This is a genomic window from Sphingopyxis sp. EU05-FHT14B03 (assembly GCF_058790875.1).
Genome location: NZ_JBYTDC010000002.1, coordinates 1424816 through 1442760, shown reverse-complemented (window position 1 = coordinate 1442760; position 17945 = coordinate 1424816). Strand labels below are relative to the sequence as shown.

Below are 17945 nucleotides of genomic sequence, written 5' to 3'. Positions count from 1 at the left end.
TAACGTTTCATCTTGCAACCCGCCGCGCGCCATGGTCAAACATCGCCCGCAAAGCATAAGGGGAGACGGGTCATGGCCACCGCCATCAAGCAGGATATCGCGGGCGAAACGCAGCGCATGGGCGAGGTGCTCGCCGCGCAAAAGGCGAGCTTCACCGCCGCCATGCCCGAAAGCCTCGCGGTGCGGACCGATCGCATCGACCGCGCGATCGCGCTGCTGGTCGACAATGCCGAGGAGTTCGCCAAGGCGGTAAGCGAGGATTTCGGTCACCGCAGCCGCGAGCAGACGCTGATGACCGACATCATGCCCTCGGTCAGCGCGCTTAAGCACGCGAAAAAGCATATGGCCGCCTGGTCGAAGGGCGAGAAGCGCAAGCCCACCTTTCCGCTCGGGCTGCTCGGCGCGAAGGCCGAGGTCGTCTATCAACCCAAGGGCGTCGTCGGCATCGTCGCACCGTGGAATTTTCCGGTCGGCATGGTGTTCGTGCCGATGGCGGGCGTGCTCGCGGCGGGCAATCGCGCGATGATCAAGCCGTCCGAATATACCGAAAATGTCTCGGCGCTGATCGCGCGGCTGGTCCCCGATTATTTCGACGAGAGCGAGATGGCGGTGTTCACCGGCGACGCCGACGTCGGGGTCGCTTTCTCGAAGCTTGCCTTCGACCATATGATCTTCACCGGCGCGACCAGCGTCGGCAAGCATATCATGCGCGCCGCCGCCGATAACCTCGTCCCCGTGACGCTCGAACTCGGCGGCAAGTCGCCGACCTTCATCGGGCGCAGCGCCAACAAGGAGCAAGCGGGCCAGCGCGTCGCGCTCGGCAAGCTGATGAACGCGGGGCAGATTTGCCTCGCCCCCGACTATCTGCTCGTCGCCGAAGATCAGGAGGGCGAGGTGATCGACAGCATCACGAAGGGCGCCGCGGCGCTCTATCCGACGATGCTCGCCAACGACGATTACACCTCGGTGGTCAACGTCCGCAATTACGACCGGCTGCAGGGTTACCTCGCCGACGCGCGCGAAAAGGGCGCCGAGGTGATCGAGGTCAATCCGGGCGGTGAGGATTTCGCCAGCGCCAACGGCCACAAGATGCCGCTCCACATCGTCCGCAACCCGACCGACGACATGAAGGTGATGCAGGAGGAAATCTTCGGCCCAATCCTGCCGGTGAAGACCTACAAGAGCATCGACGAGGCGATCGATTATGTGAACGCCAACGACCGCCCGCTCGGCCTCTATTATTTCGGGCAGGACAAGAGCGAGGAGGACCGCGTCCTCACCCGCACCATCTCGGGCGGCGTCACCGTCAACGACGTCTTGTTCCACAATGCGATGGAGGATCTGCCGTTCGGCGGCGTCGGTCCGTCGGGCATGGGCAATTATCACGGCCTCGACGGCTTCCGGACCTTCAGCCACGCCCGCGCGGTATATCGCCAGCCGAAACTCGACGTCGCGGGTCTCGCGGGCTTCAAGCCGCCCTATGGCAAGGCCACCGCGAAGACGCTGGCGAAGGAATTGAAGAAATAGGGATCAATCCCAAAACTCGTCATTGCGAGGAACGAAGCGACGCGGCAATCCCCAGCCATCGAGGCTTATCTAGGCCGATGGCTGGAGATTGCTTCGCTACGCTCGCAATGACGAGCTATATTTGATCCCCGCTCAATCCTGCCCGGCGATCTTGATATCCTTGCCCAGCAACGTCTTCACATACACCCGCTGCACCATCACATAGACCACCACGGTCAGCGGCGCCGCGAGCAGCACGCCGAGGAAGCCGAACAATATCCCCGCCGCGACCACCGCGAACAGCAGCACCGCGGGCGGCACATCGACCGCCTGTTTCTGGATCATCGGCTGCAGGAAATTGCCCTGCAGCTGCTGGATCACGAGGAACAGGACGAGCGTCCACAGCGCGGTCATCGGCGAGACGGTGAACGCCAGCAGCACCGCGGGGATGCCCGCGATGATCGGCCCGACCATCGGGATGACGTCGAGCAGGCCGGCGATCAGCCCGAGCCCGCCCGCTGCCGGCACGCCGAGCAGCGCCAGCCCCGCCCATGTCAGCGCGGCGACGACCAGCGACGACACCGCCTGGCCGACCATCCAGCCTTTCAGTCCGCGCGCGGCGTCGCCGAGGGCGAGCGATGCGGTGTCCTCGGCCCGGGCGGGCATCAGCAGCAACAGCCCGCGGCGATAGGTCGCGGGATCGCCGGCGAGGAAGATCGCCGCGACGAGCACCAGCACGAAGTCGGCGATGCCGCTCCCCGCCGCCAGCGCATAGCCCCCGGCCTGCGAGGCGAGGCGCGAGATGTCCTCGCTGCCGACCGCGGCCAGCTCGCGCACCCGCTGACCCAGGCCATAGCGGTCGAGAAACGCCTCTACGCCGCGCAGGGCCTGCGGAATCTGTTCGCGGATCGTGTCGACCTCGCGGGCGAGCTGCGATCCGAACAGCATGAAGGCCCCGGCAAAGATCGCGACAATCCCCGCGACCGACAGCGCGAGCGCGAAGCCGCGCTTCATCCCGGTGCGGCGGACGATCCAACTGGCGATCGCATCGAAGATCGCGCCGAGCACGACCGCCGCAAAGACGAGCATGAAGAATCGCGTCAGGCTGATCAGCAGCCACGCGACCGCGATCAGCGCGAGGACGATCAGCGCCGCGCCGGCGATCCGGCCGGGACCGAAAGGCGCCGCCGCTTCGCTTCTGGCGCGGGGTTTGGCGGAGGACGCGCGGGCGGGCGGGGGCTTGTCGGTCATCGCTGCACCTTATCGGCCGCATTCGAGCGCGCAACCGTCCGCTTGTCATCTTTCGCGCTGGACGCGGACGGTCCTTTTGTGGCAACGGCTCCGCGTCCACGGGCCCCTGTGGTGAAATTGGTAGACGCGCTCGACTCAAAATCGAGTTCCGCAAGGAGTGCTGGTTCGAGTCCGGCCAGGGGCACCATAATCGTTTCGTGCGAACCGTATCTTTGGTTCTGACGGTTCGGACTTCGCCCGATTGGGCCCCGATCCGCCGTTTCGGCGCCGATGCTTCAATATTGGCGATAATTAACGCGCGATCGTTGGAAATTATTCATAATCTAAGGGCATTCTATGGCCAGGCCCCGATGGGCGCGTTTCGTTGTCCTTAACGATGACCGGTGGACCAGCCGGGTTGAGGAGCGGCCGCGTCGGCGGGGAAGGGTGGGGTAATAAGCTAAGTGAATGAATTTTAGCAGCTTGAATGTCTCTTCTGGGCGCTGTTGGAATCAGGAGGAAGGCATGAACGAACCCCGCTTCTCTGCCCCCGGAGAAGAGCAAGATGGCGACACCGACGCCGATCGCCGTGGCGGCGACCGGTTCCGGACCGTGTGGCGCATCGCGAAGGTCACCCGCGACGGCGACGCCGGGCTGTGGCGCGTGCGCAACATGTCCGACGGCGGCATGATGCTCGCGGTCGAGGTGCCGGTGTCGGTCGGTGAACGGCTCGAAATCGCGCTGTCCGAAACCATCGTCATCCAGGGCCGGGTGGCCTGGTGCGAAGAGGGGCGCTGCGGCGTCGCCTTCGACGCGGCGGTCGATGGTAACGAAGTGCTCCGGCAACTCGCCGCCGAACAGCAGTCGGGCGACTATCGCGCCCCGCGCCTGCCGGTGCACACCCGCGCGCAACTGATAACCGACGGCGCGGTCAGCGACATCGAACTCGCCGACCTGTCGCAAAGCGGCGCCGGTTTCCTGCACGATGTCCCGATGGAGGTCGGCAAGGCGCTCGAACTCGTGCTACCCGGCGATATCCGCCGTCAGGCGATCGTCCGCTGGTCGCGCGGCGGCCGCGGCGGGCTGTGGCTCACCGAACCGCTGGGGCGGGCGGATTTGGAGAGTATCCGGCATTTCAAGGCGTAAGGGGGCCGGTTTCGGGTATTAGCGGACAAGCCGCTCTATAAATCCCGCTCGTGTCGAGCGAACTCAAGACACCCATCGGGAGCGCGTGCCTTCGGGGTGTCTCGACTTCGCTCGACACGAACGGAAAGAGGGGCCGGTCTGGACACCACCCGCCAACCATCCTTTGCCTCTCCCGCCATCCTCCCTATAACCCTTTCAAACGAAAGGGGTCCCATGCAGCTTTCCCGACGCGAATTCTCGCTGGCCATCGGCGCCAGCATCCTCGCCGCCCCGACGGTGCGCGCGGCGACGCCGGCCGGCGGCGCGGACGCGGCGCTCACTGCCTTCCTCGATGCGGCGTTCGAGGCCGAAATCGCGCTCGATCCCGAGCAGCTGACCCAACTCGGCCGCAAGGAACAGCAGGACCGCTTCACCGACCCCAGCGACGCGGCGGCGGCGGCGCGGCTCGCATGGCGACGCGGCAGCGTGGCTGCGATGAAGAAGCAGTTCGACCGCGCCACACTCGGCGAGGATGCGCGCGTGTCCTATGACATGTGGGCGCTCGAACTCGAACGCGCCGAGGCGTCGACCAAATGGCGCGACCATGGCTATATCTTCGACCGCAACGGTCCGCACACCGGCTTGCCCAATTTCCTGATCAACCAGCACCGGGTCGACACACCTGCGGACATGGAAGCCTATGTGGCGCGCGTCACCGTGCTCGGCCCGACGCTCGACATCTATCTGGGCCGCGCGCAGGCGGCGGCGGCCAGGGGCATTCGCATGCCCGGCTTCGCCTATGACCAGTCGATCGAACTGATCGGGCGGCTCACCACCGGCGCGCCATTCGGAAAGGGCGAAGACGCTGCGCTGTTTGCCGATGCCAAAGAAAAGGCGGCGAGCCTTGTCACCGCCGGGAAGATCGACGCGGCCGCTGCCGACGCCTTCACCGCGCGCATCGCCCAGGCGATGACCGGCTCGCTCAAGCCCGCCTATGACCGGATCGCCGGCTGGCTTGCCGAAGACCGCGTCAAGGCGGGCACCGAACCGCGCGGCGCCGGCGCGCTGCCCGACGGCGCGGCCTTTTATAACGCGATGCTGCGGCTCCAGACCACGACCGGCATGACCGCCGACGAAATTCACGACCTTGGCCTGTCCGAAGTCGCGCGCATCCGCGCCGAGATGGAGGCGCTGAAGGCGAAGATCGGCTATGAGGGCAAGCTCGAGGATTTCTTCGTCTTCCTGCGCAGCGACGATCGTTTCTACGTCGCCAACGACGATGCCGGCCGCGCCGCCTATCTCAAGCTGGCGGGCGACTATCTCGACCGCATGCGCGCGCGGCTGCCCGAACAGTTCGGGCGGCTGCCCAAGGCCGACCTGATCGTCAAGCGCGTCGAGGCGTTTCGCGAGGAACCGGGCGGGGCGGCGCATTATTCGCCCGCCGCGCTCGATGGCTCGCGCCCGGGCATCTATTATGTCCACCTCGCCGACACGCGCGCGACCCCGATCTACGAGATCGAGGGCACGACCTATCATGAAGGCCTGCCCGGTCATCATATGCAGATCGCGCTTGCGCAGGAAATGACCGGCACGCCGCAGTTCCGGAACAATTATTTCTACGGCGCCTATGGCGAGGGCTGGGCGCTTTACGTCGAGCGGCTGGCCAAGGAGATGGGCTTCTACACCGATCCCTACAGCGATTTCGGGCGGCTGGGGCGCGAGATCTGGCGCGCGATCCGCCTGGTGGTAGACACCGGCATCCATGCCAAGGGGTGGAGCGAGGAACAGGCATTCACTTATTACAGCGCCAATTCGCCGCAGCCTACGGCCAAGATCCGCTCCGAAATCCGCCGCTATTTCGTGATGCCGGGGCAGGCGACCTCGTACAAGGTCGGCATGCAGCGCATCCTCGCGCTGCGCGAAAAGGCGAAGGCGGCGCTCGGCGACCGCTATGATCAGAAGCTGTTCCACGAGATCGTGCTGGGCCGCGGGTCGGTGCCGTTGCCGGTCCTCGAGGCGCAGGTCGACCGCTGGATCGCGAGTCCCGCCAAAGCATAGAACATCTTCGGTTAACTATATGCGGTCAGCTTTGTTTAAGATCCGGGGCACAGTGTCCCCGGGTCGACATATGATTGCCTGACTGCCCAAAATACTGATGACGCGCCTTATTTGCCGAACCGTCGCTCCACGCGAACGGTTCATCGCTCTTGGCGTATTCGTCCAATAGAGTCCGGGCCGACCCATGGTAGCCTGAGGCTCAATCAAAAAAGCTTTGGTCGCACAAACTTCGTCGCTTGCGTTTCGGCAAAGGGAGGTTGTGCAGTTATGTCCCAGAAATTCTCATGGTCGTTCAGCGGGGGCGCGCCCTCCGGTGCCGGCGTCAACAACAGCGGCAGCGCCGAGATCGACGCGATCACCAGCGCCGCGGTGACCCTCGTCAAGGCGATGCCCGCCGACCGCGATCTCGCGCTGCAGATCGACGATGTCGAAAAACTCGCCTTCTTCATCATGACCTCGTCGCTCAACGACGGCTCGGTCGATGTGAAGGCCGACAGCGCGACGCGTACCAAACTCACCGGCCCGCTGATCCTTTATGGCGAGGCGATCGCGCTGTTCGCGGGCGATCTCCAGACGCTCAGCCTCCGCAACAGTTCGGCGACCGACGCCGCCGAGATCACCATCCTGATGGGCTTCAAGCTCGACTGACTAGTTCGGTCCCGTGAGGGGCCGCCATCCGACTGGCGAAAAGGGAGTGCTGCCATGCCCGTGTCCGTGACCTATCCCGGTGTCTATATCCAGGAACTGCCATCGGGAGTGCGCACCGTCAGCGGCGTCGCGACCTCGATCGCGGCCTTTGTCGGGCGCGCGCTGCGCGGTCCGGTGAACCAGCCGCTGACCTGTTTCAACTATGGCGACTTCACCCGCCGCTTCGGCGGCCTGTGGGCGAGCGGGCCGATGTCTTATGCCGTCGACGATTTCTACGGCAACGGTGGCGGGCAGGCCGAGATCGTCCGCCTGTTCAAGCCCAACGCCCCCGATGACGACGGCATCGCATTGCTCGAAATCGGCGCGTTGGCGCTGCGCGCCGCAAGCCCGGGAAGCTGGGGCAATGCGCTGGCGGGCACCGCGACCCATCCCGATATCGCCGACCCGGTCGGTGCGGCGGCGGCGGCCCTCAAATATGGCCTCGACGTCGCCGACCTGTTCGACATCCGCGTCGAGGACAAGACGACCGGCGCGGTCGAAATCTTCCGCAACCTGACCGTCAAGGCCACCGGCGGCGCGCGCCGTTTCGACCGCGTGCTCGCCGCCGAATCGAGCCTCGTCCAGTGCCAGCTCAACATCGACGGCACCCCGAAGCTCGGCAACCGGCCGTCGAACAATGCGACCGGCGCCGGCGCCGACGGCAACGACGGCGCGGCGTTGCTCGACACCGACTATATCGGCGACGCCGCGACCAAGACCGGCATCTATGCGCTGAAAAAAGCCGACATCTTCAACCTGCTCTGCATCCCGCCCGACGAGCGCGACGGCACTTTGCCGCGCACGGTGAACGAGAAAGCGGCGCAATTCTGCAAGGACGAGCGCGCGGTCCTCATCGTCGATCCGCCCGCCGACTGGGACGACAAGCCCGACGAGGCGGCCGGGCTGGTCAAGACCAAGCAGCTCGACGGCGCGACCTCGGTGCTGTCGCTCTCCTTCGCCGACAATGCCGCGCTCTATTTTCCGCGCATCCTGCGCCGCGATCCCAAGCGCGGCGGCCAGATCGACAGTTTCGTCCCGTGCGGCGCGGTGGCGGGAATCATCGCCCGCACGGATACCAACCGCGGCGTCTGGAAATCGCCCGCCGGCATGTCGGCGACGCTGGCGGGGGTCGAGGGGCTGTCGGTCAAGCTGACCGACGAGGAGAACGGCCTGCTGAATCCGATCGGGGTGAACTGCCTGCGCAGCTTTCCCGGCACCGGACTGACGGTGTGGGGCGCGCGCACCCTGCGCGGGTCCGACCAGCTCTCCGACGACTATAAATATCTCGCGGTCCGGCGCCTCGCGCTGTTCATCGAGGAAAGCCTGTATCGCGGCACCCAATGGGTGGTGTTCGAGGGCAATGACGAACCTTTGTGGGCGCAGATCCGCCTGTCGGTCGGCACCTTCATGCAGCGATTGTTCAAGCAGGGCGCCTTTCAGGGGACCAGTCCGCGCGACGCCTATTTCGTCAAATGCGACGGCAGCACGACGACGCAGGACGATCGCAACCAGGGCATCGTCAACATCGTCGTCGGCTTCGCGCCGCTGCTGCCGGCCGAATTCGTCGTCATTTCCATCCAGCAGATCCGCAACGCGGCCTGACCCATAGGGGAGAGCGATCATGGCACCACCTTTCAGCGTCAACGCCGAGCGGCGCGACCCGTACAAGACGTACAAGTTCCGCCTCCGCCTGCCCGACGGCGCCTATCTCGCGGGGCTCAGCAAGATGAGCGCGCTCAAGCGCAGCACCGAAGTCGTCAAGTTCCGCGAAGGCGGCGACCCGTCGACCTCGCGCAAGTCGCCGGGCCAGACCGAATATGAAGCGGTGACGCTCGAACGCGGGGTCACCCACGACACGACGTTCGAGCAATGGGCGAACAAGGTGTGGAACTTCGGCTCGGGGCTCGGCGCCGAGGTCTCGCTCAAGGATTTCCGTAAGGACCTCGTCCTCGAAATCTACAACGAGGCGGGGCAACTCGCGCTCGCCTACCGGCTGTTCCGCTGCTGGCCCTCGGAATTTGTGGCTTTCCCCGACCTCGACGCCTCGGCGAGCGCGGTCGCGATCCAGACGCTCAAGCTGGAGAATGAGGGCTGGGAACGCGACTATGACGTCGCCGAGCCTGCCGAGCCGAGCTTCACCGAACCGACGTTGTAACCGATGCGCCGGTTCACCGCCCTGGAGCTGATCGAGATCAGCGAAAGCGGCGCGTCGCTGGGACCCGCCGGCCGCGGGCTGTTGTTGCTCGCCGCCGGAGGCTGGCCCCGCGATGCGGCCGAAGCGCTGCCCGTCGGCGCCCGCGACCGCGCCTTGTTCGCCCTGCGCGCCGCGCAGTTCGGGCCGCGGATGGAGGTCGCGCAGGCCTGCACCCATTGCGCTGAGACGATGGAGTTCGCGCTCACCGCCGCCGATCTCGGGCGCGACGCCGCGGCGGACGCGGGCGCCCTTGTCGCGACGGTCGATGGTGTCGCGGTCCGCGCGATCAGCGCCGGCGACCTCGCGGCATGCGAGCAGGGGGGCAATGCCGAGGCGGCGCGGCAAATCCTGCGCAGCCGCATCGCACCCGATGGCGACAAGATCGACGACGACCGCCTCGACGCCATTCTTGCCAATCTCGACCCCGATACCGAACTCGACATCGCGGTCGCCTGCCCGGCGTGCGGCGCCGAACAGGCGCTGGCCTTCGATATCGCCGCCTTTTTCTGGGACGAACTGATGCTGCGCGTGCCGCGATTGCTCGACGATGTCGCCGACCTCGCGCACGCCTTCCACTGGTCTGAACGCGACATCCTGGCGCTGACAGCGTCGCGGCGCAGCTTTTACCTGTCGCGGGTGCGCGCATGACCGGCCTGCTCGCCCGCATGGCGGCGCGCGCCACCGGAGACATGCCCGTCGCGGCGCCGCGCATCCCGACGCGCTTCGAACCGCTGCCCGAGGATAGGGGGCTGCCCCAACCCGCGTCCGCGCCGGATGAGGCGCCCGGGCCGCCGACGCTGCCATCCCCCGCCGCCATCCGGCCGATCTCTCCCGTGTCGGCGCCCGCGCCGGCGTCTGTCCCTCCCGCAGCGATGGCTGCCGAATCCGTGCCGCTGACGCCCGCTTCGATGCCCGCCGCCGCGTCGCCAGCTGCCATTCCGGCGGCGCCGATCGCCACGCCGGCCCCTGCGGCAGCGGTGCAGCGCCGCGCCGCGCCCGCGCCCCATGCATCCGGCCCGCCGCCCGCGCCCGCCGATGCACCGCGCCCGGTCGCGGGTGAGGCCCTCCCGGCGGTCGAAGCCGCGTCGTTGCCCGATGAGCACGCGCGTCCGCGTGCTGCGGTGCGGGTAGGGAGCACCACGATAAAGCCTCCCGCAAGCCCGGAAATGCAGCCATCTCCCCTCGACGCGGCCCCCTCTGTCGATCCGATTTACGCCGAAAACCGTCTGGTCCCGCCCGCCGCTGCCTTGTCGGATGCGGTGCCGCCGCTGACCGTCGCACCGGCGGGGCGAGACGCGAACTCGCACCATGACGCGCCCGAGTCCGCCAACCGCATCGTGCCCATCGAGATGTCGCGCCCCACCGATCGCGCCCCGGCGTTGCCCACACATCCCGCCGTTCCGCGCGCCGCTTCGCCGGCGCCCGTCGCCGCCCCGCCGGTGGTCGAAATCCATATCGGCAGCGTCGAGGTTCGCGCTGCGCCGCTTGCCGCCGCGCCCGCCGCGCCATCGGCACCGACATCGACCTCGCTCGACGCCTTCCTTGCGCAGGGGAGGGGACGATGAGCAATTTTCGCGCCCTCGCCGTGGTCACCGCGACGCTCGAACATGTGCTGCAGGATGCCGCGAACCAGGCGGTCGGGCAGGCCGATGTGCGCGTCGGCGCCCCGACCGCGAAGCTCGCCGAGGACGGCAGCCCGCTGATCAACCTCTTCCTCTTCCGCGTCCTGCCCAACACCCAGCATCGCAACGACCATTTCCCGTCGCGCGACGGCGGCGGCAATCAGCGCACCCGCGCGCGCATCCATCTCGACCTTCATTATGTGCTCAGCTTCTATGGCGATGCCGCCAAGTTCGAACCCGAGCGGCTGTACGGCGCCGCCGCGCTCGCGCTCGAACATGCGCCGGGCCTGTCGGTCGCCGCGATGGAGGCGGCGAGCGCCGATGCCGCGAACCAGACGATATTGGCCGCCGCCGATCTCGCCGCCGAGGGGCGGGCGATCGGTCTCGAACCCGAACAACCCTCGCTCGAGGACTGGTCGAAGCTGTGGTCGGTCTTCTTTCAGGTGCCCTATGCGCTGTCGGCGACCTATGTCGTGCGCAACGTCGCGATCGAGACGCAGGACGATCCCGGCCCGCCAACCCCGGTCGCGACCCCCGAAATCTTCGCGGCGCCGATGGGGCCGCTGCAAATCCGCAGCATCGGACCATCAGAGGGCCAGACCGGCCCCGCGCCATGGGGCGGCACGCTGCACCTCACCGGCACCGGCATCGCCCGCTTCGGCAACAGCCTGCGCATCGACGGCCAGCCGTTGACGCTCGATGAGGATGCGATCTCGGGCGACGCGCTCGCGCTGCCGCTCGACGCCGCACTGTTCGGCGGCGTCGTGCCCAGGGCGGGCGCGCATCAGCTTGAGGTGGTCGCTGCGCCGGTCGATCCCGCGATGCCCGAACGGCTGCGGCGCGGCTCGAACGTCGTCGCCTTCGCGATCCTGCCGGTTATGACCCAGGTCGCCGCGACGACCGGGCCGGGCAGCGTTGCCGGGCTGCGTTCGGGGACCGTTACCGTCGACATCGATCCGCCGCTGCGCGCCGGCCAGTCGGCGACCCTGCTGCTCAACGCCTTCGGCCCCGGCCAGCTCGGCAATGCCGCGATCGAGGTGGTCGCGCCTGCGGCCTTCCCAGCGAGCCAGCTAGACTTCGCCTTCACCGACCTCGTCGCCGGGGATTATCTCGCCCGCGTCGATGTCGACGGTTTCGCCTCGCAGCCCGAGGTCGGTATCGACCCCCAGCAACCCAACTTCGGCCGGATCATCGGCCCGCTGGTCGACCTGTCGTGACGGCAACGGCGAAATTGCGGCCGCTCGCCGATGCCTTTGCCGCTGTGGCGGGCTGGCTCGACGGCGGCAAGGCGGCGCCGCCGCGCACCCGCGCCGATGTGATCGCCGAACGCTTCGGACTCGACGCCTTCGGGCGCAACCTGTTGCTGCTCGGGGCCTGGGCCGCGCTCGATCCGGTCGCGGGCGACAGGATCGCGGCGCTGCACGGCGACCCGGGCCGCACCGTGCCGTCGCTCGGGCTGGCGCTGGTCAAACTGCCCGGCGCGAACTGGTCGGCGCTCGGCGCCGACGCGCCGCTGCGCGGTTTCGGCCTGATCCGCATCGACAGCCGCGAAGGACTTGGCGCGACACCCTTTTCGCTCGCCGAGGCGCTGCTGCTCGCGCTCGTCGACGCGCCGTCGCTGACCGAGGCACTGGCGCTGCAGGCGCGCCGCGTCGATCCGCCCGCAACCCTGTCGCCATCGCGCCAGCGCCTCGCCGATGCCGTCGCGCTGCGCATCGTCGGCGAACCCGACATGACGCTGCAACTCTGCGGCGCCGACCCGCTCGGCAAGGAACAGGCCGCCGCCGCGGCGCTCAAGGCGGCGAAGCGGCCGCTCTACGCCATCGGCGCCGCGGTGCTGCCCGGCGCGCCCGCCGATATCGCGCGGCTGGCACAATTGTGGCGCCGCGACCTGATGCTGACCGGCGGCGCGCTGTTCGTCGATGCCGACCGGCTGAGCGACCCCGCATCGCTCACGCTCTTCGCCTCGCTGGTCCAGCAGCCGCTGATCGTCGGTTCGCCCGACGCGCTGGCCCTCGGTCAGGCGCCGACCGTACGGCTCGACATGCCGCGGCTGACCGCGCAGGAACAAGTGCCGTTGTGGCGCGACCGGCTTGGTCCCTATGCGAAGAAGCTCAACGGGACCATCGAGCGGCTCGCCGGCCATTTCCCGGTGTCGCCCGAACTCGCCGAGAGTGTCGCCGCCGAACTCGCGGTGCTCGCGCCCAACCCGGCGGCGAAGCCAAAGAAGGGCGCGGCCAAGCTCGAGGACATCGCCTGGGATGCCGCGCGGCGCTTTGCCCGCCCGCGCATGGAGGATCTCGCGCGCCGCATCGACAGCGAGGCGAAGTGGAACGACCTCGTCCTGCCGCCGGCGCAAAAGGATGTGCTGAAGGCGATCATCGCGCAGGTCCGCAACCGCCCGACCGTGTACGAAACCTGGGGCTTCGCCAAACGCAGCGCCGGGCGCGGGCTGGGGATCAGCGTGCTGTTCTCGGGGCCGTCGGGGGCGGGCAAGACGCTCGCGGGCGAAATCCTCGGCGCCGAACTCGGGCTCGACGTCTATCGTATCGACCTGTCGTCGATGATGTCGAAATGGATCGGCGAGACCGAGAAGAACCTCCGCCGCCTGTTCGATGCCGCCGAGGAAGGCGCCGCGATCCTCCAGTTCGACGAGGCCGACGCGCTGTTCGGCAAGCGCGGCGAGATCAACGAAAGCCGTGACCGTCACGCCAATATCGAGGTCAGCTACCTGCTCCAGCGGATCGAGGAATATCGCGGGCTGTCGATCCTGACGACGAACTTCCGCTCGAACATCGACAGCGCCTTCCTGCGCCGGCTGCGCTTCATCATCGATTTCGATTTTCCGGGGCAGACCGAGCGCGCCGAAATCTGGCAGCGCATCTTTCCCCAATCGACCCCGCGCGCCGCGCTCGATTTCGACCGCCTGTCACAGCTCAACCTGTCGGGCGGCTCGATCCGCAACGTCGCGATGGGCGCCGCCTTCGCCGCCGCCGATCGCGGCCATGACGTCGGCATGGCGCATATCCTGTCCGCCGCGCGGCTCGAATATGAAAAGAGCGGGCGCTCGCTGACCAGCGCCGAACTCAAGGGATGGCTGTTGTGACCGCGCCGCAGCGCATCCGCCTGACGATCGACCGGCTGACGCTCGTCGGCGTCGCGCCCGGCGATGCGGCGGCGGTGCGCCGCGCGCTCGTCGCGGCGGTCGAGGCGCGGCTCGCCGGCGCCGATCTGGCGACGCTGACCGGCGACCGCTCGCGCCTGTCGCTGACCATCGCGCCGGTGCACGGTCCTGCCGCGCTCGGCCATGCGGCGGGACGCGCGATCGGCGGCCAATTGATGGGGGCGGGGCGATGAGCACCGCCCACGCCGTCGCCGCGAAGACCCATGCCGCGCCGAAAGCGGCCCCCCCGGTGATGCGCGCCGCCGCGCCGCAAGCCCGCTACGCACCGCCGCCGATCGCCTCGCTCGCCGCCATCCCCGCGGTGCAGCGCGAATGCGACGCTTGCGAGGCCGAGGACAAGGAACCCGGCCTTCAGCGCCGTACCAATGCGGCGGCGAGCGCGGCCTCGGTCCAGCGCAAATGCGCCGCCTGCGACAGCGAAGAGCAGGAAAGCGGCGTCCAGCCGCGGCTCGAAGTCGGGCCCGTCGGCGACCGCTACGAACAGGAAGCCGACGGCATCGCCGCGCAGGTGATGGCGATGCGCGATCCCGACACCGCGCCGGTGGATGCCTCGACGACCGGCGGCGCGGTGCAGCGGGCGTGCGGCGCCTGTTCCTCCTCGTCCGAAGAACCCCGCGCCCGCCGCTTCGCCGATCCGGAGGAGGAAAAGGCGGGCAAGGTCCGGGCCCGCCGCGACGGCGGCGACGAAACCATCGCGGCGTCGGATACCCAGCTGACCAGCGGCGGCAGCGAACTGCCCGCCGCGACGCGGAGCTTTTTCGAAAGTCGCATGGGCCGCGACCTCGGCGACGTGCGCGTCCACAGCGGCGGCGATGCGTCGGCGAAAAACGCCAGCATCTCGGCGCGCGCCTTCACTTACAAGAACCATGTCTGGCTCGGCGCCGGCGAAAGCGCCGCGCCCAGCTTCACGATGGCGCACGAACTCGCGCATGTGATGCAACAGACCGCGCCGGGGCCGGTCGGACCGGGCGTGGCCCGCCGTCCCGCCAGCGCGGCGCACGCGCGCGTCCGCCGCGCCAGCGTGCCCTTCTGGCTCCCCGCCGAATTCACGCTGCCGGGCGCGGCAGAGCCGGTGTCGGCGCTGATGACCAACACCGGCAAGCATCATGCCGCGGTCACCGCGCTCGCCAAGGCCAACAGCGGCTCGAATATCCTGACCGAGGTCATGATGCCCAACGCCAAGGCCGATGGCGCGGGTTGCGGACTCTGCGGCTTTGCCGACCTCTATCGCTCCGATCAGGGCACCGTCCCCGGCGTCGAGCTCGATTGCGGCAAGACCGAACCGCCGACCGCACCGAAAGCGGCGGCGGGCCTGAAAGTCTTCGATGCCACCACAACGTCGAGCTGCGCCTTCGCCGCGAAGGGAGCGGCGGTCGCGGGGGCCTCGACGGGCAGCGGGCGGGCGCCGACGCTGGCCGCCGGCGCGCCGGTCGGCAGCATCTCGGGCATCCAGCTTGCCGACATGAAGCCCGGTCACAATGAATCGGCGCGCGCCAAGGGCGTCGAGCAGATCAACAGCTATTTCGACGGCATGACGCTGGTGCGCGACAAGGCGCGCGCGGCTGGCGGCGCCAGCATCTACCAGTTCGGCAATCCGAAATTGATGCCGCAGACGCTGATGCCGAACATCCCGGGCAAATGGGATCCCAACCAGACGGGCGGCGACTGGCCGGTCAACAATATCCGGCTGCACATGGGGCCGCTCAACGATTTTTCGCCGCCGGGAATCAAGGGCCGCTGGTCGATCGCCAAGGACCCGATCAACAGCGGCATCTGGACCTATTTCCTCGCCCCCGAACCCGCCAGCCTCGCCGCCGCGATGAAGACGCCCGAGGCGAAGAAACATGGCGTGAAATCGGCCAAGGCCAAGATCGACAAGATCATCGGCTGCCTGACCGCGCCGCCGTCGAGCCGCAAGGCGGCGTGCAAGCGGCCGCTGCCCAAGGCGCATCGCCGCCCGCTCGCCCGTTCGGCCGCGCCCGTTCGCGTCCAGCGCAAGACCCCGGTGCCCAAGACCGACCATTTCAACCTCGAAAACTGGAACAATCTGCGCCGCGGCACGGCGGGGACCGGCAAGGGCGTCAGCCTCAAGACCCAACTCGACAAGGATTTCAAAAAGGACGTCCGCGAAAAGATCCGCTTCCAGGGGCGCGCCATCGAATCGATCGACTGGATGAAGAAGTCGCTCGGCGTCGAACGTCCCAAACCCAAGGATTCGGACGCCATGGTCGCGGGCCGCGACCTGCTCGAAAAGATGATGTTCTGGGCCGGCGAAACCCCGGTGGGCGACGTCGCGCGGATCTTCGGCGTCCTGCGCAAGACGCTCGGCGGCGTGTTCATCAAGGCGGCGCAGGCCTATGAAAAGGTCAAGGCGAAGTTCCACGCGACCTTCAAGGGCGCGCCGTTCAAGACGTCGAACAGCTCGCCCGCGGCGCAGGCCGCGATGCGGGTCGCCAAGGCGGTCTTCATGACGATCGGCAAGATCGTGATCGCCAAGACCACCTCCGCCGTCGTCAAATGCATCGAAAGCGGCTTCGTCAATTTCATCAAGTCCAAGGTCGAAGGCGGGCTCGAGGATCTTCTGGCCCAGGCCGCCGAAGCCGAAAAATTCATCACCCAGATCAAGGACGATATCTTCGCGACGATCGAGACCGAGTTCGGCGCGATCATCAAGCCGTTCAAGGACGAACTCGACGAGATCGTCAGCGGTGCCAAGATGATCGCCAGCATCACCGGCGCGGTGGTCGAGGCTATCAAGGTCGTCCGCCTCGGATTCTGCCTTGCCGGGCTTGGTGCGGCGGGGGTCGGCGCGATCGTCACCTGCATCCTGTCGCTGGCCGACTATGTCGCGTCGAAATTCGGCTATTCGCCGCTCGACTGGCTCGTCCAGCGGATGATGAAGAGCTGCCCCGCGCGCCAGGTCATGGCCAAGGCGATCCTCGCGGTCGACACGGTGCGCAAGCTGCCGACCGTGCTGGCGCAGAAGATCCTGACAAAACTCAAGGAGATCTTGCCCGCGCCGATCCAGCCGATGCTGTGCGACATCGACAAGATGGTGGCCGAGGACGTCGAGCTGAAGGACTATCAGTGCAAGACGGGCGCCGGCGACGAGTCCGACGGTGAAGGCGAAGGCGGCGGCAGCGGCGACGGCGGCGGACCGGCGGCACAGGAGGGCGATGCCGCCGATGGCGGCGGTAGCAAGGGCGAAGAGCAGGGCGGCGAGACGCCGGCCAAGGACAGCGGGCAAAGCGGATCGACCGGCACCCCCGGCATCGCGGGCGGCGGCGGCGAGGCCGAGAGCAAGGGCGGCGCGTCGCCGCCCGCGGGCACCAGCTCGGTCAAGGGCGGCACCGTCGTCACCGGCGATCCCAAGGTCGGTTCGGGCTTCATCGAATCGGGGATCAACTGGCAGCGCGCCTACAACAATGAAAATGTGAAGGTCCGCATCACGATCAACCTCGGCGACCGCATCATCCGCGACCAGCCCTGTACGATCCGCGTCGTCAACCTCGGCCCCGCCGAAGGCGGCGGCAAGCTCGCCTATTTCTACTTCCCCGACGATGCCGAACTGAAAAAGAGCGAAGGCACGTTCGTCATCACCTTGCCGGGTCAGGATCCCTATAACTGGAGCCCCAATCGCGGGCCCAAGCACAGCGCGGCTTTCCCGATCCGGGGGAGCGGGAAATGACCAACTTCCCCGGCTCCCCCAAAACGATCAAAGGCGCCATCGTCGGGCTCGACCTGTTCAACCCGCTCGCCTCGGTCGCGATCTTCCAATATAATCCCGAACAGATTTCACGCAGCCTGACGCCGCAATATTCGGAGGCCGGGGGCGGGCGTGCCGAGGCGCTGCGGCTCGCCGGGCCGCCGACCGAAACGATCAGCGCCAACCTCAGCCTCGACCTGATCGACCAGATGGAACGCGGCGACGCCGGGCCGCTCGGCGCCGGCATCACCGGCTATCTCGCGGCGATGGAAATGCTGGTCTATCCCAAATCGCTGCTCGTCGCGGCGAACCAGATATTGCTGCAGGTCGGCACGATGGAGGTGATCCCGCCGGTCGCCCCGCTCACCCTGTTCATCTACGGCTGGAAACGCGTCGTGCCGGTGAAGATCGAAAGCCTGTCGATCACCGAGACGATGCACGATCCCGACCTCAATCCGATCCGCGCCGACGTCGCCGTGTCGATGAAGGTGCTCACCTACAATGATCTCGCGGTCACCCACCCCGGCTTCTGGGCGTTCATGGCGCACCAGGTGGTCAAGGAGGTGCTCGCGACCGTCGCCAGCGTCGACAATGTCGGCGCGATGCTCGGCGGCGATGTGAAACTGTTCTGAA

Annotated in this window: 14 protein-coding genes and 1 tRNA gene; 14 read left to right on the top strand and 1 reads right to left on the bottom strand. The window is 67.5% G+C overall.

All coding sequences use genetic code 11. The features are described from left to right. Positions 1–72: 72 nt before the first annotated feature. Positions 73–1527 (top strand): coniferyl aldehyde dehydrogenase, encoded by a 1455-nt coding sequence (locus AC3WS4_RS16165; protein WP_492739230.1) that lies wholly within the window; start codon positions 73–75, stop codon positions 1525–1527. Between the two features lie 132 nt (positions 1528–1659). On the opposite strand, the gene AC3WS4_RS16160 is transcribed toward AC3WS4_RS16165, so the two are convergent. Beyond that, on the bottom strand, positions 1660–2757 hold the full coding sequence (locus AC3WS4_RS16160) for an AI-2E family transporter (protein WP_492739231.1): 1098 nt from the start codon (positions 2755–2757) through the stop codon (positions 1660–1662). A 102-nt stretch (positions 2758–2859) separates the two neighbouring features. On the opposite strand from AC3WS4_RS16160, the gene AC3WS4_RS16155 reads away from it, so the two are divergent. From AC3WS4_RS16155 to AC3WS4_RS16095, 13 genes are all read left to right on the top strand, one after another. Continuing rightward, positions 2860–2944, top strand: a tRNA-Leu gene (locus AC3WS4_RS16155). A 317-nt stretch (positions 2945–3261) separates the two neighbouring features. Further along, a complete protein-coding gene (locus AC3WS4_RS16150) occupies positions 3262–3882 on the top strand; it encodes a PilZ domain-containing protein (RefSeq protein ID WP_492739232.1) in 621 nt (206 codons plus the stop codon). A gap of 213 nt (positions 3883–4095) precedes the next feature. After that, positions 4096–5919, top strand: a complete 1824-nt coding sequence (locus AC3WS4_RS16145) for a DUF885 domain-containing protein (protein WP_492739233.1) — start codon at positions 4096–4098, stop codon at positions 5917–5919. A gap of 267 nt (positions 5920–6186) precedes the next feature. Further along, the gene (locus AC3WS4_RS16140) at positions 6187–6567 is read left to right on the top strand and encodes a hypothetical protein (RefSeq protein ID WP_492739234.1); all 381 of its coding nucleotides are present in this window, start codon (positions 6187–6189) and stop codon (positions 6565–6567) included. A 54-nt stretch (positions 6568–6621) separates the two neighbouring features. Continuing rightward, positions 6622–8208 (top strand): phage tail sheath family protein, encoded by a 1587-nt coding sequence (locus AC3WS4_RS16135; protein WP_492739235.1) that lies wholly within the window; start codon positions 6622–6624, stop codon positions 8206–8208. Positions 8209–8227: 19 nt separating this feature from the next. Further along, positions 8228–8761 carry a phage tail protein gene (locus tag AC3WS4_RS16130; RefSeq protein WP_056350605.1) on the top strand — a complete coding sequence of 178 codons (534 nt, stop codon included), beginning with the start codon at positions 8228–8230 and terminating at the stop codon, positions 8759–8761. 3 nt (positions 8762–8764) lie between these two features. After that, entirely contained in the window at positions 8765–9448 is a 684-nt protein-coding gene (locus AC3WS4_RS16125; protein ID WP_492739236.1) for a hypothetical protein, read from the top strand. Next, the gene (locus AC3WS4_RS16120; protein WP_492739237.1) at positions 9445–10365 is read left to right on the top strand and encodes a hypothetical protein; all 921 of its coding nucleotides are present in this window, start codon (positions 9445–9447) and stop codon (positions 10363–10365) included. The genes AC3WS4_RS16125 and AC3WS4_RS16120 overlap by 4 nt, the downstream gene beginning before the upstream one ends. Then, positions 10362–11639 (top strand): Pvc16 family protein, encoded by a 1278-nt coding sequence (locus AC3WS4_RS16115; RefSeq protein ID WP_492739238.1) that lies wholly within the window; start codon positions 10362–10364, stop codon positions 11637–11639. Before AC3WS4_RS16120 ends, AC3WS4_RS16115 begins: the two co-directional genes overlap by 4 nt. Further along, positions 11636–13528, top strand: a complete 1893-nt coding sequence (locus tag AC3WS4_RS16110) for an ATP-binding protein (protein ID WP_492739239.1) — start codon at positions 11636–11638, stop codon at positions 13526–13528. Before AC3WS4_RS16115 ends, AC3WS4_RS16110 begins: the two co-directional genes overlap by 4 nt. Further along, positions 13516–13779 carry a hypothetical protein gene (locus tag AC3WS4_RS16105; RefSeq protein ID WP_492742881.1) on the top strand — a complete coding sequence of 88 codons (264 nt, stop codon included), beginning with the start codon at positions 13516–13518 and terminating at the stop codon, positions 13777–13779. Before AC3WS4_RS16110 ends, AC3WS4_RS16105 begins: the two co-directional genes overlap by 13 nt. Further along, positions 13776–17294, top strand: coding sequence for an eCIS core domain-containing protein (locus AC3WS4_RS16100; RefSeq protein WP_492739241.1), 3519 nt, complete (start codon positions 13776–13778; stop codon positions 17292–17294). Before AC3WS4_RS16105 ends, AC3WS4_RS16100 begins: the two co-directional genes overlap by 4 nt. Next, a complete protein-coding gene (locus AC3WS4_RS16095) occupies positions 17291–17944 on the top strand; it encodes an SH2 domain-containing protein (RefSeq protein ID WP_056350620.1) in 654 nt (217 codons plus the stop codon). Before AC3WS4_RS16100 ends, AC3WS4_RS16095 begins: the two co-directional genes overlap by 4 nt. Position 17945: the final 1 nt, after the last annotated feature.

Coding starts and splice junctions, on each gene's coding strand:
- AC3WS4_RS16165 (WP_492739230.1), top strand. CDS start 73: ATGGCCACCGCCATCAAGCAGGATATCGCGGGCGAAACGCAGCGCATG.
- AC3WS4_RS16120 (WP_492739237.1), top strand. CDS start 9,445: ATGACCGGCCTGCTCGCCCGCATGGCGGCGCGCGCCACCGGAGACATG.
- AC3WS4_RS16105 (WP_492742881.1), top strand. CDS start 13,516: ATGGCTGTTGTGACCGCGCCGCAGCGCATCCGCCTGACGATCGACCGG.
- AC3WS4_RS16135 (WP_492739235.1), top strand. CDS start 6,622: ATGCCCGTGTCCGTGACCTATCCCGGTGTCTATATCCAGGAACTGCCA.
- AC3WS4_RS16125 (WP_492739236.1), top strand. CDS start 8,765: ATGCGCCGGTTCACCGCCCTGGAGCTGATCGAGATCAGCGAAAGCGGC.
- AC3WS4_RS16145 (WP_492739233.1), top strand. CDS start 4,096: ATGCAGCTTTCCCGACGCGAATTCTCGCTGGCCATCGGCGCCAGCATC.
- AC3WS4_RS16150 (WP_492739232.1), top strand. CDS start 3,262: ATGAACGAACCCCGCTTCTCTGCCCCCGGAGAAGAGCAAGATGGCGAC.
- AC3WS4_RS16095 (WP_056350620.1), top strand. CDS start 17,291: ATGACCAACTTCCCCGGCTCCCCCAAAACGATCAAAGGCGCCATCGTC.
- AC3WS4_RS16140 (WP_492739234.1), top strand. CDS start 6,187: ATGTCCCAGAAATTCTCATGGTCGTTCAGCGGGGGCGCGCCCTCCGGT.
- AC3WS4_RS16115 (WP_492739238.1), top strand. CDS start 10,362: ATGAGCAATTTTCGCGCCCTCGCCGTGGTCACCGCGACGCTCGAACAT.
- AC3WS4_RS16160 (WP_492739231.1), bottom strand. CDS start 2,757: ATGACCGACAAGCCCCCGCCCGCCCGCGCGTCCTCCGCCAAACCCCGC.
- AC3WS4_RS16130 (WP_056350605.1), top strand. CDS start 8,228: ATGGCACCACCTTTCAGCGTCAACGCCGAGCGGCGCGACCCGTACAAG.
- AC3WS4_RS16100 (WP_492739241.1), top strand. CDS start 13,776: ATGAGCACCGCCCACGCCGTCGCCGCGAAGACCCATGCCGCGCCGAAA.